This window comes from Candidatus Sphingomonas phytovorans, from assembly GCA_029202385.1.
Lineage (GTDB): Bacteria > Pseudomonadota > Alphaproteobacteria > Sphingomonadales > Sphingomonadaceae > Sphingomonas > Sphingomonas phytovorans.
This window is the reverse complement of the sequence record CP119314.1, coordinates 3,238,086-3,259,410: the sequence shown is the minus strand read 5'-3', so window position 1 is coordinate 3,259,410 and position 21,325 is coordinate 3,238,086. Positions and strand designations below refer to the sequence as shown.

Here is a 21,325-nt window from a genome sequence, read left to right as displayed (position 1 = left end):
CCGATGCCTCCCATGGTCCTGCATCGTCCGCCCCGGGCAAGGCGGTGAAAACCGCCACTGCGCGACAGCTGGAAGCGGTGCCGGATGCGGCAAATGGTGTCGAGACGGGGCGAGTGAATGGAGAGGTGCAAGAGCCGCCGTTGCCGGCGCGGTCTATTCCCAAGGTCGGAGATATCGTGCCGAGCGATCGGGCACCGCTGAAGGGCGGCTGGTCCTATACCGGCGGTGCCTCCTGCAGTTCAGAAATCGATGATTGCTCCGCCGACACATATGACCAATTGGAGCCCGGCGATTCGAATATCGGCCACACTCTCTACGTGATCACTAAACCCACCGAACGAGACGCCTCGGGCGGTATCTCGAAAGGGCGCGTCACCCTTGTCTTCTACGCGCGTCTCAATGCGCTTGAGTCGATCTTCTGTTCCGTCGGCGGGCGCCATGCGGTCGTTGCGTTCGCCGATGAGAATTGGCGCAACGGCAGCGCTTACGTCACCGATGGCAAGACCCTGCAGGTCACGAAATGGCGCGACAAGGCTCCGCCGGATTGCCTGCCGCCTGATGAATCCGACGAGCCGGATGAGTAGGGCGCGACCTGGACTGACTGTATTTGGCGCTTTTCGTATTGAACCTGAGATATGATCGAGCGCTTTCGTCCGTATCCTTATGCTGCGATCGAGAAGATGATGCGGAAGATCGACGCTCATCCGGGATGAGGAACGCCCGCCAGCCCGTGGACCGTCCCCTGCCGGCCGTCCTGGAAAAACGCGCCGTCGCGCCCGTCCGCAGAACCGCCTTGATCCCGCCGCCACCGCCCGTCTAAGGCCGGGGCAATGGCCGACAATTACGCGCTTCGCATGCTCGCTCTTTCCATGGCTCAAATCCGTCAGCGGATGCGTGACGATCTCGGCATCGCGGGGATGGTGGAAAGCGGCGATCTCTCGATCAGGATGAAGAAGGGCTCGCTGTTCGGCCGTGACGCCAGCGGCGATTTCGGCACCGATCTGCGCCGTCGCATCCTTGAGGCGCAGGAATTCCTTGAACGCGCCGCCTTCGCCGTCACTGACGAGGCGCTGGTCGAGGCCTATGAGTTCACTGGCGGCACCGGCGCTGACGCTGACCTGCTGTGGCGTGAGATCAGGCACCGCGGCCTGATCGACTGAGTCGACGGCCCTTCAGGCCCCGGCAAGCCGTTCGAGCCGGTCGAGCAGGGGCCTCTGGCTCGCCAGCATCTTCGCCCGCGCGGTATCGATCGTGAACCAGTCGGCGCGGTCGACCTCGGGGATGAAGATCGTCTTCCCGCTGCGCGGCGGCCACTCCATCTCGCTCTGGTTGCTGACAATGCCGGCCGGGTCCAGGTCGCCCGCCAGCGCATAGGCTTCGACCCATTTGCCGCCCGATTGCCGGATTCGGCCGAGCGGTTCCAGCTGACCTTCCGCCTCGCTGCCGAGTTCCTCGCGGAATTCGCGCCGTGCCGCCTCGGGCGGCTGCTCGCCTGGTTCAACCGCGCCTTTGGGGATCTGCCACGCGCCAAGATCCCGCGCAGCCCAAAAGGGCCCGCCGGGATGGACGAGGAATACCTGCAACGCGCCGCGCCGCCTGCGATAGAGCAGGATGCCGGCACTCAGACGAAAGGGCGGCATGTGTCGTCCCCGCTTTCCGGCCGCTCGAAGCCGCCATTATGGCGATATCGGGTGTTCGGCCCGCGGAGGCAAGATGCGGTCCTGCCTCTTCTACTGCGCCACCCCCGCCTAATCCGTTCCGGCCCCAAGCACGCCGTTTCGCTCAAGCAACAACGCCCGCAGCCGCTTGGCATGCACCCGCCCGGCGGCGATGCGTGTGCCGCCTTGCAGGATCACCTCGCGCCGGCCGGTCGGGGTGCGCCGCACCTCGGCGATGCGCGACAGGCGGACAAGCGCGGCGCGGTGGACCCGGATGAACTGGGCGGGATCGACCCGCCCCTCGAACGCGCGAATCGACAGGCGCAGCAGGTGCGAGGTCGTGCGGGTATGCAGCCGCACATAATCGTCCTCGCTGCTCACCCAGTCGACCAGGTCGAGCGGCACGCGCGTCAGGCTGCCTGTCGCGCCGCGGATCCAAAGCTCGGTCTCATAGGGGGAGCGGGCGCGGTCGTGGAATTCGGCACGCAGATCCTCGATGATCGCCCGCATCTCCTGAACCTGGCTGGCCGAACCGTCCGCGGCCAGCCGTGCGCGGGCTCGGTTGATTGCCTCGTGCAGCCGGGGCGGATCGATCGGCTTCAGCACATAGTCGACGGCGGAGACCTCGAAGGCGCGGATCGCGAAATGGTCGAACGCGGTGATGAAGATCACCGCCGGCGTCACGCCCCTGGGCAGCCGGTCGAGGATGTCGAAGCCGGTGCCGTCGCGCAGGCGGATGTCGAGCAGCACGATATCGGGCCGGCATTCCGAGATCATTGCAACAGCCTCGTCACAGCTCGACGCCGATCCAAGCAGCCGCGCGTTCGGGATGCCGTTCAGCACGATCTCCAGCCGGCGCAGCGCGAGCGGCTCGTCGTCGACTGTGACGATGCTGAACACGCTCACCGCGCGAACCCTAACGGAATAGTGATGCTCGCCTCGAAACTCCCGGCGCCGGGCGCGATCGCAAGTCCCTGTGCCGGGCCGAAATGCTCGGCCAGCCGCTCGCGGACATTGGCGAGGCCGATCCCGTCGGTCCAGGCCCTCGGCGTGGCGGGCCCGACCCGGCCGGTATTGGCGACCGTCACCACCAGCGCGTCGCCATCGCGCCTTGCCGAGATGCGGATCGAGGTGGGCGGCAGGGACTTGGCGACACCGTGCTTGATCGCATTCTCGACCAGCGGCTGGAGGATCAGCGCCGGCAGCGCGGCCGTGCGAAGCTCCTCCGGGAGGAGGAATTCCACCGTCAGGTCGGGGTAGCGCATCTGCTCGATCGCCAGATACCGCCGGTGCAGGTCGAATTCATGCTCGAGCGACGCGTCGATCAGCGGATCGATCGAGAGGGTGGAGCGGAAGAAGGTCGACAGGCCGGTCAGCATCTTCTCCGCATCGGCGCTCTTCCCGTCGAGGATCAGCGCCGAGATCGAATTCAGGCTGTTGAACAGGAAATGCGGGTTGATCTGGTTGGAGAGCGCGCGGAGCTTCGCGCCGTGCGCGAGGTTGCGGAGTTCGGCCGATCGCCGAGCTTCCTCCTTCGCGTCGAAATTATATTCGATCGCCAGGTACAATCCGGTCCAGGCGATGAAGAACCAGGTCCATAGCGACAGGACGGATATCGCCGCGTTCCAGTCGACGATGGTGAGGTGGATCGTCCGCCCGTCGAAAGCAGCGAAGGCGAAATAATTGAACCAGGCGAAGGTCTCCGCCGCGAACGGCGCGGTCAGTGCGAGCGCGAGCGCGCGGGTGCGGAAGCTGCGGTGCGACAGCCGCCGCAACAGCCGGTGCAACGCGTAGCAAAAGGCGATGCCGATGCCGTACACCAATATCCGCACCACCGCTGACGCAAGCAGATGCGGGTTGCCCGCCAGCGCGGCGCCGAGCGCGAACATGGCGAGGCTCGCGCCCCACATGCTGAGTGTCAGGGTCAGCTTCGCGCGGGTCTCCGGCCAGGTCTCTTTGCGGCCCGTGCGGCCGGTCGATTCCTCGACATAGAAAGGCTCGCGCCCCGCGTTCGACCCGGCGTTCGACAGGGGCTCGTGCGCGGCAAGGGGAGTGGGCGCCTGCATCGGCCCGATGTCGCAAATCATCGCCTGTCTGTCGACAGACGCTCAACCCCTGGAAATCGCCGTTCGCCCGCTCAGGCGGTTGTGATTGACTCTTCCAGCCCCCGGCGGATCGACCGAGCCGTGATATAAGCCATCGGAATCCCGACGCAGACGATATGCGAGAACAGGGCGCTCGCCATCCGGAACGGGGCGACCGGCGGGAAGGTCGACGGCCAGCGGAGCGGCACCACGATCCAGTTCATGACGAGATAAAGGACGAAGCCATAGGCGATGCCGGAGATCAGCGGCCGGGCCGCGATGAAGGGCAGACGGCCCGCCGCCATGACGAACACGCCGGTCATCGCCGACATGATCGCGACATGGACGATCAACCCGGCCAGCGCGGCGGAGATGCCGCCGGCCAGCATGCCATCCCCGAACGGCCCGCTCGCGACGGTCTGGAGGACCTGGACCGAGCCAGTGCCGCGCAGTCCGGAGAACAGGAAGGCGCTCGCAAGGTCGAGCGTGCCGCAGGCGAGGGTCGCTGTCAGGATGGTCCTGCCGGCTGAGTACATGATCGATCCTCCCCGATGCTTCTCGGGAGGTCGTTGCGCCCTGGCGATGCGGCTTGCCACGGGGGTGCCCGCGAACGGACGGAATAGGCCGCCGAACGTCCGGTTTTGGCTGGGCGGGCTCCCTCCGCCCGCGATCCGCGACTTCCCGGTGGCGCGCCCGCGCGCCCGGCGGCATGATCGCTCCATGACTGACGATATGACCCTCCGCCGTGCCGAAGCCGCCGACGCCGCCACGATCCGCGCGCTGGTGCGCGAGGCCTATGCGAAATGGGTGCCGGTGATCGGCCGCGAGCCGCGACCGATGACCGCCGATTACGACAAGGCCGTGCGCGATCACCGTATCGACCTGCTCTACATCGACGGAACGCTGGCGGCCCTGATCGAGACGGTGGTGGAGGCCGATTGCCTGCTGATCGAGAATGTCGCGGTCGCCCCGGCCTTTCAGGGCAGGGGCCTCGGCCGGCACCTGCTGGCGCACGCCGAGACGCTGGCCGCGGCGGCTGGTCATCGCCGGATCAGGCTCTTCACCAACGCGCTGATGGCGGCGAACCGGCGTCTCTATGCCCGGCTCGGCTATGGGGTCGATGGCGAGGAGGAATTCCCCGGCGCGATCGCCGTGCATATGAGCAAGGCGATCGGCTGAGCGTTATTGCCGGTCGGCCTTGATCGCCACGGAGACAGTCACGCCTGCCTTCACATTGGTGGTCGCCGTCCATTCCCCCTGGCCGACCCCGAAATGGGTGCGGTCGATCGTCGTGCTGCCCGTCATGGTCGCGACGTCGCCGTCGATCTTCAGCGTGAAGGGCAGGGTCAGCGGCCGCGATACGCCGCGCAGCGACAGGGTGCCGATCGCATCGTAGCGGTCGCCGGAACGGTGGCGAAAACGGGTTGCGGCGAAGGTCGCGCTCGGATGGGTGGCGACCGCGAACCAGTCATTGTCGGGCAGGGCGCCCTCGGTGTCGGCGTTGCCCGTCCTGGCCGACGCCATGTCGATCGTCACCTTGACTGACGACGCGTCGAGCGCGGCCGGATCGAACAGGATCGTCGCGTCCCATGTACCGAAGCGGCCGTCGACCGGTCCCTCCGACCAGCTTGCCTTGAACGACAGCGAGGAGGCGGCCCGGCGCACCGTCCAGCGCGACGGGGCGACCTGTGTCGGCGTGGCCTCGGGCGTTGGGCTTGGCGTGGGTGTCGGCGCGGCGCTGGGTACGGCCGCGGGCGGTGGCACGGCGGCGGGCGCGGTTTCCGTAACCGGCGACAGGGCGACGGCGGCGGGTGCCGGGGTGGCGGCCGGGGTCAGGCGGACGATGCTCGCAATCGCGGTGAGCCCGGCAACGGCCAGGATCGCCCCCAGTGCGGCTGCGCCCAGCGCGCGGGACGGCACGGGGATCATCCGCGCGATGTCGTCGCCGCGATCGAGGAACTGGTGCTTCAGCGCGCCCGCGATGTGCAGCGCGATGACCAGATAGGAAATATAGACCAGCACCTGGTGGCCAAGCTCGGCCGCTTCCTCGACCCCGGCCCTGGCGCCGGGGGCAAGCCCCGGCACGCCGGGCACGTGCGGCCAGGGGATCGCACCGAACAGGACAGTCGGAATCGCCGTCCTGCTTGCCGATACAAGCAGCCAGCCGGTCAGCGGCAGGCCAAGCAGCAGGACGTAGAAACCGATATGGACTGCATGGGCCAACCACCTTTCCCAGACTTTCATCGTCGCGGGAAAGGGCGGCGGGGGATTGGCGATCCGCCAGCCGAGGCGGATCAGGGTCAGCAACAGGATGGTGATGCCGATGGATTTGTGGAGTTGGAAGACGGCGAAGGTCTCCGCGCCGCGCGGTCCATCCATCCGCCAGCCGAGCCCGATCTGGAAAGCGAAGCAGGCCGCGACCGCCCAATGAAGCAGGATGGCGCCGCGTGCATAGCGGGTCGGCACCGCCGACGGAGCCGTCTCGTTTCGTATGTCGGTCATCGCAGGACTCCACGGTGAAAGGCGCCGTCGGGGCACGATACCGACGTCCCAGCGCCGGGCAAGCTTGCGGAAGGCCGATCGATCGGCCAGCGTCGAGATATGACGTCAAGCCTGACCCTGACCTACGAATTTAGCCGCGATGACGATTTTGGCTGGCTTCAGGCCAAGGTGCTGACACCGAAAGTCGGCGGAGACTTAGGATTCTGGGTGCAATGGCAGGATATCGAGGAGTGGGCTGGGAGGTTGTCCCGCTACCCGATCACCCTGGATAGCCCGTTGAGAGCCGATTGGGGCCAATCGGATGATGATGGTGGCAACTATCAAGCGATCGTCAAGGTGACGGTGGCAGCCATCGATGCCGCCGGCCATCTGGAGGTGCTCGTGAATCTCTCCGACCAATATGATCGCCGGCACCACTGCCAGGCGGTCTTTCGCACCACCTATGTCGAACTGGAACGCTTTGCTGCGGCGTTGCGGGCGATGATGGCCAGGGCCGGCTGCGACGCCGTGCTGACCGGAAACGATATCGGCTGAGCTTCACCGCCGCTATTCATCGCCAGTGCATTGGGGCATCTCTATCGTCATGAGCATGCGCCACGCCGTCTTTCGCGCCGCCACCGTTGCCATCCTGGCAATCCTCTCCGTTCTGCCTGCCGTTGCGCAGGTCGGGGTTCCGGCTCCCGGCCAGACGCCATCGCTGTCGGTGCCGGCGCAGGTCGTGCCGCCCGCCATACCGGTCCAGACTCCCGCTGAGGCGCTGGCGCAGGATGCGGCCGAGTATGCGAAGCAGAACGGCGTGCCGCTTGACGAAGCGATCTTCCGCCTGCGAGCCCAGCAGGATTCAGTCGCCGAGACCGACCGGCTTGCGATGCTCTACAAGGATCGCCTCGCTGGCATCTCGATCGAGCATCATCCAGACTATCGCATCGTCGTGCTGCTGACCGGCAACCAGCCGGTCGCTGACGAGACGGTGGCCACGGGCGGGCGCACTGTCGGCATCACCTTCCATACCGGCGCACCGGCGACGCGCGACCAGATCCTCGCCGCGATCGAGAAGCACCAGGCGGATATCCGCGCCGCGCTGCCGCACCCGCCGGGCATGGGTGTCGATCCGCGCATCGGCGAGCTGGTCGTGATCATCAACGGGGCCGATGTCGCAACGATCGATCAGCCCGCCATGACGGCGAAGCTGACCACGCTGGCCGGCGTGCCGGTCCGGCTCCGGGTGCTTGGCCGCGACGTCAATGCCATCGGCACCATGGATGTCGGCGGCGGATCGCGCGTGGTCGGGGTCAATCCGGTCGACGGGCGCCGCTATGCCTGCACCACCGGTTTCGTCGTGACCGACGGTACGCGCACCGGCGTGGTCACCTCGGCGCATTGCCCGGATATCCTGTCCTATGTCGATCGGGAGCGGCACGAGACGCCGCTCGACTTTGTCGGCCAATGGGGCTGGGGCTATCAGGACGTGCAGGTCAATGTCAGTCCGGAGACGCTGCGGCCGCTATTCTATGCGGATACCGCCAAGACCGTGGCGCGGGCCGTGACCACCTGGCGCAACCGCACCAGCACGCGCGCGGGCGATGTCGTCTGCCATCGCGGCGAGACGACCGGCTATAGCTGCTCGCAGGTCGAACTGGTCGATTACGCGCCGGCGGGGGATTTGTGCGGTGGCGCCTGCACGCCGACCTGGGTCGTTGCCAACGGTCCGGTCTGCCGTGGCGGGGACAGCGGCGCCCCGGTGTTCAGCGGCAGCATCGCCTTCGGCATCGTCAAGGGCGCGAGCTATCGTGCCGACGGGAGCTGCATCTTCTATTATTACATGTCGACTGATTATCTGCCGCCCGGCTGGTCGCTGTTGCACGGCAACGCGGTGGGCGAGGTCCCGAAATTGAACGACCCCGCCAGCAAGGGGGGAGGAGCTGGCGGGGCGTTCTAGATCTGAAGCGGCGCGAGGGGGGACACGATGCCGCTTCGGAAAGGAAAACACGCCAGCGGGAGACCGGTTCCGTCCCTAGTCGAAAAAATCTTCCCGCGCCCGATTGAACGCCGCTGTCGCCTCGGCGCCGAAGCAGACGAACAGGATCAGGTCGAACGCGCGCGGTGCTGAATCGAGGAAGGCGGCTACCGTCTCCGTCGCGACCCGGGCGGCCGCCTCAAGCGGATAGCCGTAGATGCCGGTCGAGATGGCGGGGAAAGCGATGCTCCTCAACCCGTTGTCGTGCGCGACCCGCAGGGATCCGCGATAGCAACTCGCCAGCAAGGCCGGCTCGCCATTGCCGCCGCCGCGCCAGACCGGGCCCACGGTGTGGATGATATGGCGCGCCCGCAGCTTATATCCCCGGGTGATCTTCGCCTCGCCCGTGCGGCACCCGCCGAGCAGCCGGCATTCGTGGAGGAGCTCGCGCCCCGCCGCCCGGTGGATAGCGCCATCCACCCCGCCGCCGCCGAGCAGCGACGAATTCGCCGCGTTGACGATCGCATCGACATCGAGCGTGGTGATGTCGCCGGTCAGGATATCCCAGTCGGTTTCGCTGTATCGCATTGCCCCGTCCTGTCTATCCGCCGGGATCTATCCCGTTTCGCCGGACTCCTCCACCGAGAGCGCCAGCATCAGCACGACCAGCCGGTCGTCCAGGCCTTCGTCATCCTGCTGCCTGTAGCTGGAACGCAGCGCTGCCCCGACATGCGCGATCGCCTCGCCGTCGGGTGGACCGCTATAGACGCTCGAAGGCAATCCCGCATCACGGCTGCGCCTAGGGGCGATGCGCCGCCACATTGGCTTATCGGGGTGTCGCGGTCGTTGGGCAGACCACCCCGCCGGCACGGCGCGCGGCGGCGATCGTCAGTCCCTTGCCACGCATGCCCATCGCCGAGCCTCCCGGTTCGGGGCTGAAAACGACCGATGGTTCGGCCCGTTCCCCGCATCGGGTGTGACGGTCATGGAGTGGGACGGGCCGAACCTCGCGCGGATCGGTCGCAGGAGCAGCGTGTCAGGCCGCCTCGGTCGAGGCCCCTTCCTCGGGATCGTTGGCGCGGTCGAGATAGGATTCGGCAATCAGATAATGCGCGCGCACCACCGCCGGATGTTCGGCGCGTTGCGCCAGTTCAAGTTCCTGTTCGGCACGCTGGACATACCAGGATTCCTCATGTTCCTCAGCCGGCACCGCCGGCGCCTTACCGCGCATTGCTTGATGATCTCCAGGATATCCCACATGTCCTCAGACGTTTGGCCCGTGACATCGGTTCCGGCGGAAGCGACGAAATGCGGTGGATCGCGACGGGCGGTTCGTGTGTCGCCGGCGACCGCCAATCATAAACGCCACCCCCCTTCGTCCCGGTCCGGCACGCCTTGAATCAGCGGCTGGAAATCGTCGCGGATTCGCGCGATCAGCGGCGCATGAAGATGCGCGTAGGGACCATCAACCGGCAGACCGCCCTGTGGATCGGGGCGATGTTTCTTGCCCCTTGCGCGATCGCCGGGGGTTATGTGGTCGGCGCGCAGGACGCCCCGCGGCCCGTGACCGCCCGCAGCCTGCCCAAACTTACGCCAGCGCCGGCGCGCGCCGTGGCCGCGCTGAAGGCGGCGCCTGCCGTGGCACCTGCACCGGATCCAGCCGCCTATGTCGTGAAGAGCATCCTGCCGATCGACCATGCGATGAAGCAGGGCGAATATTATTGGGATGAATCCGCCGCGCCGAAGACCGGCCAGATCGTCGTCACGGTCGATCTCGCCGCGCAGGTGCTGTCGGTGTTCCGCGACGGGCATGAAATCGGCACCGCCGTCATCATCTTCGGCGGAGAGGACAAGCCGACGCCGCTCGGCGTGTTCAACATCACCCAGAAGGATGCCGACCACGTCTCCAACCTGTATGATGCGCCGATGCCGTACATGCTGCGGCTGACCAATGACGGCATCTCGATCCATGGCAGCGAGGTCGGCGACGGTTATGTCACGCATGGCTGCGTCGGCACCCCGCACAAATTCGCGAGACTGTTGTTCAATGCGGTGAAGCTGGGCGACCGGGTGATCGTGTCGCGCGGCGAGACGCTCGGCCTGGGCCAGCCGATCCCGGCCGCCTGAGCGCGCGCCGAGCGCCGACAAAAAAAGCCCGGATCGCGAACGATCCGGGCGTCGAGTTTTACGCAATCCTGCGCTGACATCCATCGAGGGAATCGGCTGAACGTCAACGCAGGGTGAGGTTGCCCTCCTGCGCATCGCGACCGCATCGGCTGTTCCAACCAGTCCCCGGGAAGGAGCCGAGACGATCGTGATCCGAACCGGAAGCGGAGGATGCCCGCCGGCACCGCCCGCTTCCGGAAACCATTAGAGATCCACCTTCGCGCCGACGCGGAAGGCCCGGCCGATGATGCCGGTTTCACCCACGACCGGGTTGTAGAGGTACGCACCATAAGTCGCGCCGTCGATCGGTGGCTTCCGATCGGCCACGTTCATCACGTCGGCATAGAGCGTGAAGCGATCGGCGACCTTCACCTGGCCATGCATATCGACCGAGATGAACGACTTCACGTTGCAGGGCTGGTACGCCGCGGTGCCGTTGCTCGGCACCAGGCCGCAATCGCCCGCTACCCCGCCCGGCTGGTCCTCAGCCGAATAGTTATAGCCGCTGGTGTAATAGGCGGTTGCGGTCAGCGACCACGGTCCGACATCCAGCGTGTTCTGCCAGTTGCCGCGCCAGCGTTGCGTGCCGGTGCCGGATGTCAGGTTGAAGTTGCCGAGCGTGCCGGCATAGTGCTGGACCGTCCCGTTCGGGAACGTGGTGTCGAGGTTGATGATATAGGTCGCCTCGATATTCGAGGTGAGCTTCACCTTGCTGCCGAGATTGAACGTGCCGCGCGCGCCGAAATCGAGGCCCGAGGTGTTGATCTTGTTGGCGTTGATGAAGCTGCCCTGGGCGAAGGCGACCCGGCGCATCGCGTTGGGGTGGTCGGGATCGGGCTCGTCCGGCGTGATGGTCACGCCGTTGAAGCTGGTCTGGCCGGTCGCATAATAATTGGCGATGGCTGATCCGAAGTCCACGCTGGTGATCGCGTTGGTCTTTTCGATATTATAATAATCGACCGTGAAGCTGATATTGTGGACCGGCTGGAACACCGCGCCGGCAGTGAAGTTGCGCGATTTCTCCGGCTTCAGATTGGGATTGCCCACCGTCGTCTCGCCGACGCAAACGTTGGTCAGGCACTGGGTGATGTAGAGGTTGGGCACGCCGCCGGCGGTCAGATGCTGGTCGATATAGGACTGGGGCAGCGAGGACAGAGGTGCCGTGACATAGCCGGTGGTGGGCAGCGCCCCCGCCTCGGCGAAGCTCGGGATACGGAAGCCCTTCGAGAAGGTGCCGCGGATCGCGAGTTGCTTGATCGGCGTGAACTTGGCGCCGATCTTCGGCGAGAAGTTGCTCTGTCCGGTCGAATAATGGTCGTAGCGGCCCGAACCGTTGATCTCGAGCATGTCGAGCACCGGCGCGTTGATCTCGAAATAGGCCGATTCAACCTCGCGCTTGCCGGTCGCGCCAAAGGCGTTCAGGCGGAAATAGCGCTCGGTCGGCCCGTTATAGTCCGGGTTGCCGCTGGGATCGTACAGCGATTCATGCCGGAACGCGCCGCCCACCGCGACCTGCAGGGGGCCGCCGGGGAGCTGGAAGAAGTCGCGCGAGATGCTGCCCTGCACCTGGTAGAGATGCGAGTTCTGGTGATTGATCTGGGTCGGCGTCAGATAGTCGAGCGCCGCCTGGCTGGTCTGCTGCGGGTTGACGAAATTGTACGATCCATCGGCGATCTCGTCGAGCAGATGCTGGATATAGACATAGCCCTTGGCGACGGTGGTCAGCTTGCTGATCATCGCGGTGCCGTCGATCGCATAGTTCCAGTCGCCGAAATTGCCATGCAGGCCGAGCGCCGCGCGGAAGACGTCGCTCTGCGATGAATTGAATTCGGTGCTGGTGGGCAGGCGGCCGACGATGCGCGCGACCTGGCCCTGTGCCGCGAACGGGTTGTTCGGGTTGAGCGTGCCGTTCGCCGCGGTGCAATCGACAGTGGTGCCGCGCGGACAGATATAGACCGGAAGGGTCAGGACGGTCGCATTGGCGGCAGTGGTATAGGCCGGGAAGTCGATGCCGGCCGGCGCGGCCGCGCGGATGATGCTGGCCAGGCCGGTATAGGAGGATTCGCTCCGCTCATAGTTGAACTCGCCGGTCAGCTGGGCATTGCCGATGTTCGCGGTGAGATGGGCCGAAGCCCCCCAGCGCTGCATCTTCGGCTCGATCTGGCCGTAATCATGCACGATGTCCTGCTGGCAGACGGTGCGCGGCGCGGTCGGGTTGCCAGCATAGTCGGAATCGCTGAGCGTATAGGGCGTCAGGCCCTGGCAGCCGTTGAGCAGCTGATAGCGGCCGAGCGCGGTGGTGTTGGTCGCGTCATAGGGCCGCACCATGAAGGCGTCGGTTCGCGTCGACAGGCCGTTGAAGACGCCGTTGGTGGCGCCGTTCTCGATATTGTTCGGACCGCAGACGCCGAGCTGGCCGGTCGTTCCGGTGCGCGAGCAGAGTCCGGTCAGGTCGGCGGTGTTGTACGGATAGCCGCGGTCCTTGTTATAGAGCGCGGCGCTGTTGAGATAATGTCCGCTGACATAGACATTGTAGCCCTGCTCGCTGAGGTCGCCATAGCCGAAGGTGGCGCTCAGCCGGTGGTTGGCCGCGTCGCCGCGCTGGCTGATGCCTGCTTCCGCCGTGGCGTGAAGGCCCTTGATCTCCTTCTTGGTGATGACGTTGACCACACCGGCGACGGCGTCGGCGCCATAGGTCGAGGAGGCACCGTCCTTCAGCACTTCGACGCGCTCGACGATTTCGTCGGGGATGGTGTTGAGGTCGACGAAGTTGCGTACGCCATCGTCGGCCAGCGGATAATAAGCCGCGCGCAGGCCGTCGAACAGGACCAGCGTCGACGAGGTGGTGAGGCCCCGCAGCGAGATCGCCGAGGCGCCGCCGGCGAACGCGCCGTTGGCGGTGGCGCTGTTGACCAGTGCCGGGCCGTTATTGGAGGAAAGCGTCTGGATCGCGCCCTGCACCGTGGTGATGCCGCGCTTCCCGATATCGTCAGCGGTGAGGACCGTGATGGGCGAGGGCGTCTCGGTATCGGTGCGACGGAACAGCGTGCCGGTGACGACGATATCGCCGCCGCCTGAATCGGCCGCATGATCGGCTGGCGTCGCGGTGTCGCCGGCGCCCGGCGCCTGCTGCGCGAAGGCGGGTGTCGCGGCGAGCGACAGGAAGGTGGCGGCCGTCGCCACGCCTGCGAGCAGGCGAGCCTTTCGGACTGACGGGATAGTAATATTCACAGAGACGCTCCTCACTGACCCGTGGGCGGCGCGCGATCGCGCCGACCTTGCGGATTATGTTTTCAGTCTCGGGGATCATGCATCCCGGCCCCCCGAGACATGATGGAGGGCGAATGAAACCGGCCCCGGGGTGCTGTAAAGAAGCTGCGTCGACCCTCATGATTTTCAGATGACGACGTGCCGGAAAAGTCACGAAATCCGTTAGATGGGCCGAAATGGTCCTATAAAAGGCCTCATCGGAAGATCATTCCGAGCTGGATGAAATACGTTGCGACTCTCGCGTAATTCGATCGGTGGCGTTTGTCAGGACTGATGATGCCGATGAAGAACGCAGCAGTTACGGGGAACCTTCTCTAAAAAAGTCCGGGAGGACTGCGGCGTGCGGGAATTTGGCATGATATCTAGCCCGTCCGTTGCCTGATCTAGATCAACTGTCCCGGAATTTAAGGCCGCGCCCCGATGCGTCCGCCGGAATTAGGCGAGACGCGCGTTTTTCCAGCGCCGAATTGTCCTTTGGCATGTCTCGGCCGAACGACGGTCGGCCAGGCTTGCGCGGTTTCGTCGAAAATCGCGCCCGGATCGCGCCGGAAATTGCTTGATCGCGGCATATGTTGCGCCGCGGCGGGGTATTGTGCGGCGCTGTTCATGTGGGAGAAAGGTTAAAAGGTCCGGATCGGAACTTGATTTGCCGATCGTGCCGATAATGGTGCCATTTTTGCCGCAAGATTTCGCCGTCCCGGATGACACAATTATGAAATAATTGTCATAGTCGTTTGAGAACACACGGTAAAATAGGCCGGGCTGGTCCCTTTCAGAACGCCGGGCCTGGATACGGCGGCGCACGGCGCTGCCCTATCGAGGGGTTGCCGGCACACCGCTCGACTCGTCGCGCTGCTGCCCCGGCCGATCACGGGGCTTCATAGCAGGATCAATGAGCGAGCACCGGCGACGGTCCGGGTTGACGACAGAAACGCTATACGCCATACACTGTGTATCACATAGTGTATGGCAGGCAGTGCAATCATGACCCTCGACACCGAATTGTTCGAATCCATGCGGCTTGAACTGCGCCGTGGATCGCTGGTCCTGGCGGTGCTCGCCCGGCTCACCGAGGAGCGGTACGGCTATACGCTGCGCCAGGCGCTCGCCGCCGACGGGCTCGAGATGGAGGAAAGCACCCTCTATCCGCTGCTGCGCCGGCTTGAGACGCAGGGCCTGCTCCACAGCGAATGGCGGGAGGAGGAGAAGCGGAAGAAGCGCTTCTACCGCCTGTCGCCCATGGGCGTTGCGATGCTCGCGGCGCTCACCGTCGAATGGCGCGGCATCAACGCCTCGCTCGACAAGATCCTTTGACCCCCGAATCCGGCGAAAGGCCCCGATATGGACATGCTCGACATCTATCTCGACGCGGTAGCGGCGCAATTGCCGCGCGATACCGCTGACGACATCATCGCCGAATTGCGCGACACATTGCTCTCACAGATCGAGGAACGCGAGGAGGCGCTTGGCCGACCCCTGACCGACGACGAGCGGGAGGCGGTGCTGCGCGCGATGGGGCACCCGCTCGTGGTGGCGGCGCGGTACCGCAAGGGGCCGCAGATGCTGATCGGCCCCGAACTCTTCCCCTATTGGATATTCGCCGTGAAGGCCGGGCTTCTGATCATGGCGGGGATATTCGTGCTGACCCTGATGCTGCGCCTGAGCGGCAATCCGGCGGCAGCGCCCGAGGCGTTCGCCCAGTCGATCGGCGGCCTGTTCGGCGCTGGCCTGAGCGTGATCGGCGCGGTGACGCTGGCGGGCGCGATCTGCGAGCATCTCGGGCTGCGGCCGGGCTATCTCGATAGCTGGCGGGTCAAGGATCTGGAACTGCTCAAATATGGCGATCCCGCGCGCTGGGCAGCGCATCTGGGCGTCGACCTCCGTGGCAAGAGCCAGACGCGGCCCAGGGCCGAGACATCGGGCGCCCCCTGGACTCAAGAGAGTTCATGGGCATCGTGGATGTCATCGGCACCGCGGGCGAAACGGGCCCGGTCCTGGCCCGGGTCGGATGCATTGTTCTCGCTGATCGGCGGCCTCGTCGTCGCTGCGTGGTGGGCGGGGCTGCTGCATATTCCCGGCCTTGGTCAGTTCGACGTCGATGGCGGCGCGGTGACGGCGGCCCCGTCGCCGATCTGGACGACGCTCCACCTGCCGATCCTCTTCTATATCCTGGCGCAGGTCGCGGTGGACGCGGTCGGCGTGGTTCAGCCCGCGGCGATCAGGTTGCGCGCCGCATTGCAGATTCCGGTCGCGGCCGCGGGCATTGCCCTGACCTGGGCGATCCTGAATGCCGGCGCCCTGTTCGTGCTTGGGCAGGGTGGCGGTCAGGCGACCATTGGCGGCGACACCGCGCTGTTCAGCCTTGAGGCGCTGCAGGGCATGCACGCGATTGGCCGCAGCCTGCAAGGCACGGCTGCCGGCATCAGCGTGATCCTGACCTGGATGCTGGGTGTCACGCTCATCGTCCTGGGGCTGTCGGTGGCGACCAGTCTCTGGCGGTTGTTCGGCCCCGGTCGCGTCGCCCGCGACTGACCCCGCAAACCGCCGGAACCGCGTTATCGTAAAGCCACCGAAACGGTTGTTGCGGGCCGGGCGCCGATGTCATAGCCTCGTCACATAAGGGCAGGCCATGGTCCATCGGCGCTTCGGTGTGCCGGACAATCGACCATGGCCGATCAAGCCCCCGCACGGGTCGCGAACGGGCACCCATGGAGAGGCATTCACCGGCTAGAGGGGGAAGCCGTGGCCGATGCCGTTCTGAAACTCGCCTATGAGGTTTCACGCGTCACTGAGGAAAAGGTCGCGCTGATCGAGGGGGTGATGCGGCGCACCGGCGTGCTGGCGCTGAACGCCCGGCTCGAGGCGGCGCGGGCCGGAGAGGCTGGCATGGCCTTTTCCGTCGTCGCGCAGGAAATGAACGGCGTCGCCACCGACATCCGCAACATCGCGCGCCAGCTGCGCGAGGCGGTCGCCGCCAATATCGAACAGCTCCGCCGCGCCGGGTCAGAGATGCATTTCGAACTGCGCGGTGAACGGCTGGCCGATCTCGCGCTCAACGCGGTCGAGATCATTGACCGTAATCTCTACGAACGTTCTTGCGACATCCGCTGGTGGGCGACCGACAATGCCCTGGTCGAGGCGCTGGCCGCGCCGGGTCCGGAGGCCGCCGCCTATGCGCAGGAACGGCTGGCGACGATCCTGCGTTCCTACACCGTCTATATCGACCTGTGGATCGCCGACCGCGACGGGCGGATCGTGGCAACCGGCCGGCCCGATCTCTATCGCGGCGCGGCGGGCGCGAACATGGCCGATGCCGAGTGGTTCAGGCGCGGCATGGGGTGCGCCAGCGGCGACGAGTTCGCGGTGTGCGACATCGCGCGCAACCCGCATCTCGGCAATGCGGCGGTCGCGACCTATTCGACGGCGATCCGTAGCGGTGGGCGCCGCGACGGCGAGCGGATCGGGGTGATGGGCATCTTCTTCGACTGGGCGCCCCAGGCGGCCGCGATCGTCCAGGGTCTTGGCCTCTCGGAGGAGGAGCGCAAGACCTCAAGGGTGATGCTGCTTGGCGCCGACCATCTCGTGCTGGCGGCGTCCGACGGGCGCGACATCCTGTCGAAGCGGTTCGAGATCGATGCGGGCGCGCAGAACCGGGGCTGGTATCGCCAGGGCGACAGCATCGTCGCCTATGCCCGGACGCCCGGATACGAGACCTATCAGGGGCTCGGCTGGTATGGCTGCATCGAGAGCCACGTCGATTCCGAATGGGACAAGGACAAAGACAAAGACTGAGTCGGCCGCGTGGACTCAGCGCCGAATATCGGGAACAAGCTGGTCCGGGCAGTTCAACAGCGGTGTTCCCTATCCAATGCCTGGCAGCAAAAGAGGCGGCGGCCCGGTACTCGCCGACGCGGCACTCCCCCTTATCGGACTGATATTCGCGCTCTTCATCGCATGGGGTGTCGGCTATCTGGGTGGTTCCGGGCAGGAGCGTGGGCGGAATATCCCCCGCGCTTATCAGCAGGGCGCCGAGCAAGCCGTGCAGCGCGACTGTGCCGGTCGGGATCGGGGCGAGATGGTCCGCTGCGTTCGTGATCACGTGCAGGCCGCCGCGCAGACAGCGCATGACGAACAGGATCTGAGCGCGCAGAAACGTGCTGCTGACAGCGCCCTTGCCGCCGCGATTGCCGCCTTCGCCACGTTGGTCGTTTCCGTAACGGGCGTCGTCTATGTTAAGCGCACGCTGGACGCGACGCTAAGGGCGGTGGAGGACACCAGCCGGGCGACCGAGGCGATGCTCGAGGCCAATGCGCTGGCCAAGGACACGGCGCAGCGACAATTGCGCGCCTATGTCGGGGTCCAGGCCGCCTGGCTCGAATTCAGCGACGAGGGCGAGCCGGTCGCGCACGTCAAATGGAAGAATTTCGGACAGACGCCGGCATTGGAGACCGCAAGCTGGACTCATAGCTGGACGGCGGAATTCCCGCTCCGGTCCAGCCTTCCCGAGCCCCCGGAGGGTTTCAGAAAAGGGGTGAATGTCATCAGCCCCGGCAACTTCACGGATACCGTGACACCGGACGGAGCGCCTCTGGCCGATCGCAACAGGAAGTCGATCGAAGCCGAAGAAGCCGCATTCTACGTCTATGGAAAGTCACGGTACGAAGACGTGTTCGGGGAGCGCCACGAAACGTCGTTCGTTTATTTCTGCAAGGGAAAGGGCAGCCTGGAGAGGGGCAGGCTGGCCGGCTATCTCGTCGGAAACGTCCAGACCTGACGCGATCTCCACGGTGCTTGGGAGAAGGCCGGGTTTGAACGCGCGCGCACAAAAAAGCCGCCCGGTCATTTCTGGCCGGGCGGCAGGGAGTCAACGCGTGCAGGCGTCGAATCCGGTGTGATCTGTGCCTTATCGGCGATAGCCATAATGGCCGTACCCGCCGCGATAATAGCCACCGCGATCGTCGTAGCGGCGATAGTCGCGCCGGTCGTAATAACCGCGGTCGTAATAGACGCGCGGCGGCGCGCGATAATAACCGTCATAGGCATAAGCGGGGCCGTAATAGCCGCCATCATAATAGCCCTGGTCGTAATAGCCGTTGTCGTAATAACGGTCGCGATGGGCGCTCGACGCGATGGCGGCGCCGATCGCCAAGCCAGCAACCCCGGCGACGATCGCGGTGCCGGTATTGTCATGGCCGCGGTGGCCCCAGTAACGCTGCGCCTGGGCCGGAACGGCGGCGGTCAGGGCGGTGGCGCCCAATGCGAGCGCGAGACCCGCCTTTGCAAACATGGTCTTCATCGGTGGACTCCTCGGGGCCGGGCGCGAAGACGTCCGGAATGAACGTCGGCCCGTGCCGGCTTGGGTCCTATATGGGGGTGCCGTGGTGAATGTGCACGGAACGCGGCTTGCAGCACCCGTTCATCTCGCCCCCCACCTGTTCGGTGCAACGTCCATCCTATTTCACGCGCGCATCATACCAGGCCAGCCAGCGTTCCATCCGGTCCTTCAGGAAGCTTGGCCGTTTAAGCCGGTGATATTCCCCCGGATAGATCACCAGTTCGGTCTCCACGCCGCGGCTCTTCAGCGCCTGGTACAGCTGCTTGGAATTGAGCGCCGGCACATTGGCGTCCTTCTCGCCGCCCATGAACAGCGTCGGCGTCACGATCCGGTCGTTCTGGTAGAAGGGATAGCTGTTCTTTAGCCATGTCGACATATTCTTCCACGGTACGCCGAGCTCCGTTTCATAGTCGCGAACATATTCGTCGGTGCCGTATCCGGCGAGGATGTTGCCGATCGACGCGCCGCTCACCGCCGCGCGGAACCGCGTGTCGGACGCGATCAGATAATTGGTGAGCATCCCGCCATAGCTCCACCCGCCGACGCCGAGCCGCTTCGGATCGGCCACGCCGCGCGCCACGGCGTCATCGACGGCCGCGAGCGCGTCGGGCACCGCGGGGCCTCCCCAATCGGCGTAGAGCGCCCTGGCATAGGTCTCGCCCCGCCCCGTGCTGCCGCGGGGGTTGGAGGAGGCGACCGCATAGCCATGGCCGGCGAAGATCTGCCAGCTGATGTTGAAGCCCGCCGCGAACTGCGACTGCGGCCCGCCATGATTGAACAGGATCGTCGGCAACGGCCCGGCCGGCGCCTTGGGAGGCGTGATGAGGAAGCCGTGCACGTCAGTCCCGTCCTTGCTCTTGTAGCTGGTGCGGACGACGGAGGCGACCGCGACTTCGCCGAGCCACGCGGCATTGTGGCGGCTGAGCGGGCGTAGCGTGCCGCGATCGAGCGCATAGACTTCCGCCGGGGCGGCGGGCGTGTCGACCAGCACGGCCATGCGGCCATTCGGTGACTGGGTTGGGGAGGAGACGACCTGGAAGCCACCGACGACGTCCCTGACCGGACCGCCGGCCGCTGGCACCTCGGCTACCCGCTCGACCCCGTCATCCTCCACGGTGAAGCGGATGCTGCGCCCGTCGGCCGACCAGAGCGGATGCGTGACGTTGCGGTCGAGCGCCGGGGTCAGGACCCGTGCCGGCCCGCCCGCCGCCGGCACCACCGCCAGCGTGCGGACGCCATAGGAGAAGAGCTCCACCGGCCCGCCCTGCAGATAGGCGATGCTGCGCCCGTCGGGGCTCCAGGCGGGATAGCTTTGCCAGTCCGCGTCGTTATCGGCGCCCTTGAATGTCGTGACCGCGCGTGGCTCGGCGGCCGCCGGCCCGACTGCCACGACGAAGAGGTTGCTGTCATAGGTCCGGTCGGGGTCGGGCGCTCGCTTCGAGGTGAAGGCGATGCTCCCGCCGTCGGGCGACCATGCCGGAAGCGCCTCGTCATAATCGCCCGTGGTCAGCCGCCGCGCGGTGCGGCTGGCGAGATCGTAGAGCCAGAGCCGTTTGCGCTGGGTGCGCAGATAGCCGTCAATGTCCCGCTCGAACTGGAAGCGGTCGATCACGATCGGCCGGGGCCGTTCCTTGTCCTTCTTGCCGTCGGCGCTCCTGTCGTCGCTTCCCGCTTCGGCGGCGGGTGCGACGGGGTCGGGTTTGGGGGCAGTCGAAGCGCCCGGCCTGGTCGCGGCCGGAATGGCGGCGGAGGCTGCCGCATTGGCTTTTCTGTCGGGGTCCGGGTCCTCGACGATCAGCGCGATCGTCTTCGAATCCGGCGACCAGGCGAGATCAACGACCGATCCCGTGATGCCGGGCAGCATCGCTCCCTCACCGCCGGCGCGGTCCATCAGCCAGAGGCGATCATCGTCATGATCGTCCCCGCGCGATGAGACGAACGCGAGCCAATGGCCGTCCGGGCTGAAACGGGGCGTGCTTTCGCTCTCGCCCTTGCGGCTGGTGAGCTGAACGCTGCGGGTGCCGTCCCATCGCGCCATCCACAAATGCGTGAATTGCTTGTCCGCCGCGACGTCGGTGGTCCCGACGGTATAGGCGACCCATTCGCCCTTCGGATCGATCTGCGGATCGCCGACCACCGCCAGGCGCGCGATATCGTCCGGGCCGATCGCGCGCTGCTGCGCGGTTGCGGGGGCCGTCGCCAGCACCGCCGCCGAGAAGACAAGAACCGACCGAATATCCATGCGTCACCCCGTTTGATCCCGGGATCATCATCGACCGGCGACGGGAAGGCAATCGCGATATCGCCGGGCGCGATATCTCCGGTTTCAAATCGACAGGGCGCTCCGGTCTCG

General features: G+C 65.8%; 22 protein-coding genes. 10 read left to right on the top strand and 12 right to left on the bottom strand.

Annotated features, from left to right (window positions below; genetic code table 11):
- Nucleotides 1-44: 44 nt before the first annotated feature.
- Both P0Y59_14980 and P0Y59_14975 read left to right on the top strand, forming a co-directional pair.
- Nucleotides 45-584 carry a hypothetical protein gene (locus P0Y59_14980; GenBank protein WEJ98246.1) on the top strand — a complete coding sequence of 180 codons (540 nt, stop codon included), beginning with the start codon at nt 45-47 and terminating at the stop codon, nt 582-584.
- 246 nt (nt 585-830) lie between these two features.
- Nucleotides 831-1,160, top strand: coding sequence for a hypothetical protein (locus P0Y59_14975; GenBank protein ID WEJ98245.1), 330 nt, complete (start codon nt 831-833; stop codon nt 1,158-1,160).
- Between the two features lie 12 nt (nt 1,161-1,172).
- Here P0Y59_14975 and P0Y59_14970 read toward each other — a convergent pair whose 3' ends face one another.
- From P0Y59_14970 to P0Y59_14955, 4 genes are all read right to left on the bottom strand, one after another.
- A complete protein-coding gene (locus P0Y59_14970) occupies nt 1,173-1,640 on the bottom strand; it encodes an NUDIX domain-containing protein (protein WEJ98244.1) in 468 nt (155 codons plus the stop codon).
- Between the two features lie 108 nt (nt 1,641-1,748).
- Complete coding sequence (locus P0Y59_14965) at nt 1,749-2,564, bottom strand: LytTR family DNA-binding domain-containing protein (GenBank protein WEJ98243.1); 816 nt, start codon at nt 2,562-2,564, stop codon at nt 1,749-1,751.
- Entirely contained in the window at nt 2,561-3,724 is a 1,164-nt protein-coding gene (locus tag P0Y59_14960; GenBank protein WEJ98242.1) for a histidine kinase, read from the bottom strand. The genes P0Y59_14965 and P0Y59_14960 overlap by 4 nt, the downstream gene beginning before the upstream one ends.
- A gap of 71 nt (nt 3,725-3,795) precedes the next feature.
- Nucleotides 3,796-4,278, bottom strand: coding sequence for a hypothetical protein (locus tag P0Y59_14955; protein ID WEJ98241.1), 483 nt, complete (start codon nt 4,276-4,278; stop codon nt 3,796-3,798).
- Nucleotides 4,279-4,462: 184 nt separating this feature from the next.
- On the opposite strand from P0Y59_14955, the gene P0Y59_14950 reads away from it, so the two are divergent.
- The gene (locus tag P0Y59_14950) at nt 4,463-4,921 is read left to right on the top strand and encodes a GNAT family N-acetyltransferase (protein WEJ98240.1); all 459 of its coding nucleotides are present in this window, start codon (nt 4,463-4,465) and stop codon (nt 4,919-4,921) included.
- A gap of 3 nt (nt 4,922-4,924) precedes the next feature.
- Here P0Y59_14950 and P0Y59_14945 read toward each other — a convergent pair whose 3' ends face one another.
- Nucleotides 4,925-6,244, bottom strand: a complete 1,320-nt coding sequence (locus P0Y59_14945; protein ID WEJ98239.1) for a YceI family protein — start codon at nt 6,242-6,244, stop codon at nt 4,925-4,927.
- Between the two features lie 99 nt (nt 6,245-6,343).
- Here P0Y59_14945 and P0Y59_14940 point away from each other — a divergent pair, with 99 nt between their 5' ends.
- Nucleotides 6,344-6,778, top strand: a complete 435-nt coding sequence (locus P0Y59_14940; GenBank protein ID WEJ98238.1) for a hypothetical protein — start codon at nt 6,344-6,346, stop codon at nt 6,776-6,778.
- Nucleotides 6,779-6,833: 55 nt separating this feature from the next.
- Nucleotides 6,834-8,183: a hypothetical protein gene (locus tag P0Y59_14935; GenBank protein ID WEJ98237.1), complete on the top strand. Its 1,350-nt coding sequence runs from the start codon at nt 6,834-6,836 to the stop codon at nt 8,181-8,183.
- 75 nt (nt 8,184-8,258) lie between these two features.
- Here the strand turns inward: P0Y59_14935 and P0Y59_14930 are convergent, their stop codons facing one another.
- From P0Y59_14930 to P0Y59_14920, 3 genes are all read right to left on the bottom strand, one after another.
- Nucleotides 8,259-8,789 carry an O-acetyl-ADP-ribose deacetylase gene (locus tag P0Y59_14930; GenBank protein ID WEJ98236.1) on the bottom strand — a complete coding sequence of 177 codons (531 nt, stop codon included), beginning with the start codon at nt 8,787-8,789 and terminating at the stop codon, nt 8,259-8,261.
- A 27-nt stretch (nt 8,790-8,816) separates the two neighbouring features.
- The gene (locus tag P0Y59_14925; protein WEJ98235.1) at nt 8,817-8,981 is read right to left on the bottom strand and encodes a hypothetical protein; all 165 of its coding nucleotides are present in this window, start codon (nt 8,979-8,981) and stop codon (nt 8,817-8,819) included.
- A 256-nt stretch (nt 8,982-9,237) separates the two neighbouring features.
- The gene (locus tag P0Y59_14920; protein ID WEJ98234.1) at nt 9,238-9,432 is read right to left on the bottom strand and encodes a hypothetical protein; all 195 of its coding nucleotides are present in this window, start codon (nt 9,430-9,432) and stop codon (nt 9,238-9,240) included.
- Nucleotides 9,433-9,644: 212 nt separating this feature from the next.
- Between P0Y59_14920 and P0Y59_14915 the strand changes: the two genes are divergently transcribed.
- Complete coding sequence (locus P0Y59_14915; GenBank protein WEJ98233.1) at nt 9,645-10,328, top strand: L,D-transpeptidase family protein; 684 nt, start codon at nt 9,645-9,647, stop codon at nt 10,326-10,328.
- Nucleotides 10,329-10,571: 243 nt separating this feature from the next.
- Here P0Y59_14915 and P0Y59_14910 read toward each other — a convergent pair whose 3' ends face one another.
- The gene (locus tag P0Y59_14910) at nt 10,572-13,550 is read right to left on the bottom strand and encodes a TonB-dependent receptor (GenBank protein ID WEJ98232.1); all 2,979 of its coding nucleotides are present in this window, start codon (nt 13,548-13,550) and stop codon (nt 10,572-10,574) included.
- 522 nt (nt 13,551-14,072) lie between these two features.
- Nucleotides 14,073-14,441, bottom strand: a complete 369-nt coding sequence (locus P0Y59_14905; protein WEJ98231.1) for a hypothetical protein — start codon at nt 14,439-14,441, stop codon at nt 14,073-14,075.
- Between the two features lie 180 nt (nt 14,442-14,621).
- Between P0Y59_14905 and P0Y59_14900 the strand changes: the two genes are divergently transcribed.
- The 4 genes from P0Y59_14900 to P0Y59_14885 all read left to right on the top strand — a co-directional run bounded on the left by P0Y59_14900 (nt 14,622) and on the right by P0Y59_14885 (nt 18,411).
- Nucleotides 14,622-14,951, top strand: coding sequence for a helix-turn-helix transcriptional regulator (locus tag P0Y59_14900; GenBank protein WEJ98230.1), 330 nt, complete (start codon nt 14,622-14,624; stop codon nt 14,949-14,951).
- Nucleotides 14,952-14,978: 27 nt separating this feature from the next.
- A complete protein-coding gene (locus tag P0Y59_14895; GenBank protein ID WEJ98229.1) occupies nt 14,979-16,169 on the top strand; it encodes a hypothetical protein in 1,191 nt (396 codons plus the stop codon).
- A gap of 210 nt (nt 16,170-16,379) precedes the next feature.
- Entirely contained in the window at nt 16,380-17,429 is a 1,050-nt protein-coding gene (locus tag P0Y59_14890; protein ID WEJ98228.1) for a methyl-accepting chemotaxis protein, read from the top strand.
- Nucleotides 17,430-17,505: 76 nt separating this feature from the next.
- The gene (locus P0Y59_14885; GenBank protein ID WEJ98227.1) at nt 17,506-18,411 is read left to right on the top strand and encodes a hypothetical protein; all 906 of its coding nucleotides are present in this window, start codon (nt 17,506-17,508) and stop codon (nt 18,409-18,411) included.
- Between the two features lie 129 nt (nt 18,412-18,540).
- Here the strand turns inward: P0Y59_14885 and P0Y59_14880 are convergent, their stop codons facing one another.
- Complete coding sequence (locus tag P0Y59_14880) at nt 18,541-18,933, bottom strand: hypothetical protein (protein WEJ98226.1); 393 nt, start codon at nt 18,931-18,933, stop codon at nt 18,541-18,543.
- Nucleotides 18,934-19,090: 157 nt separating this feature from the next.
- A complete protein-coding gene (locus tag P0Y59_14875; GenBank protein WEJ98225.1) occupies nt 19,091-21,214 on the bottom strand; it encodes a S9 family peptidase in 2,124 nt (707 codons plus the stop codon).
- Nucleotides 21,215-21,325: the final 111 nt, after the last annotated feature.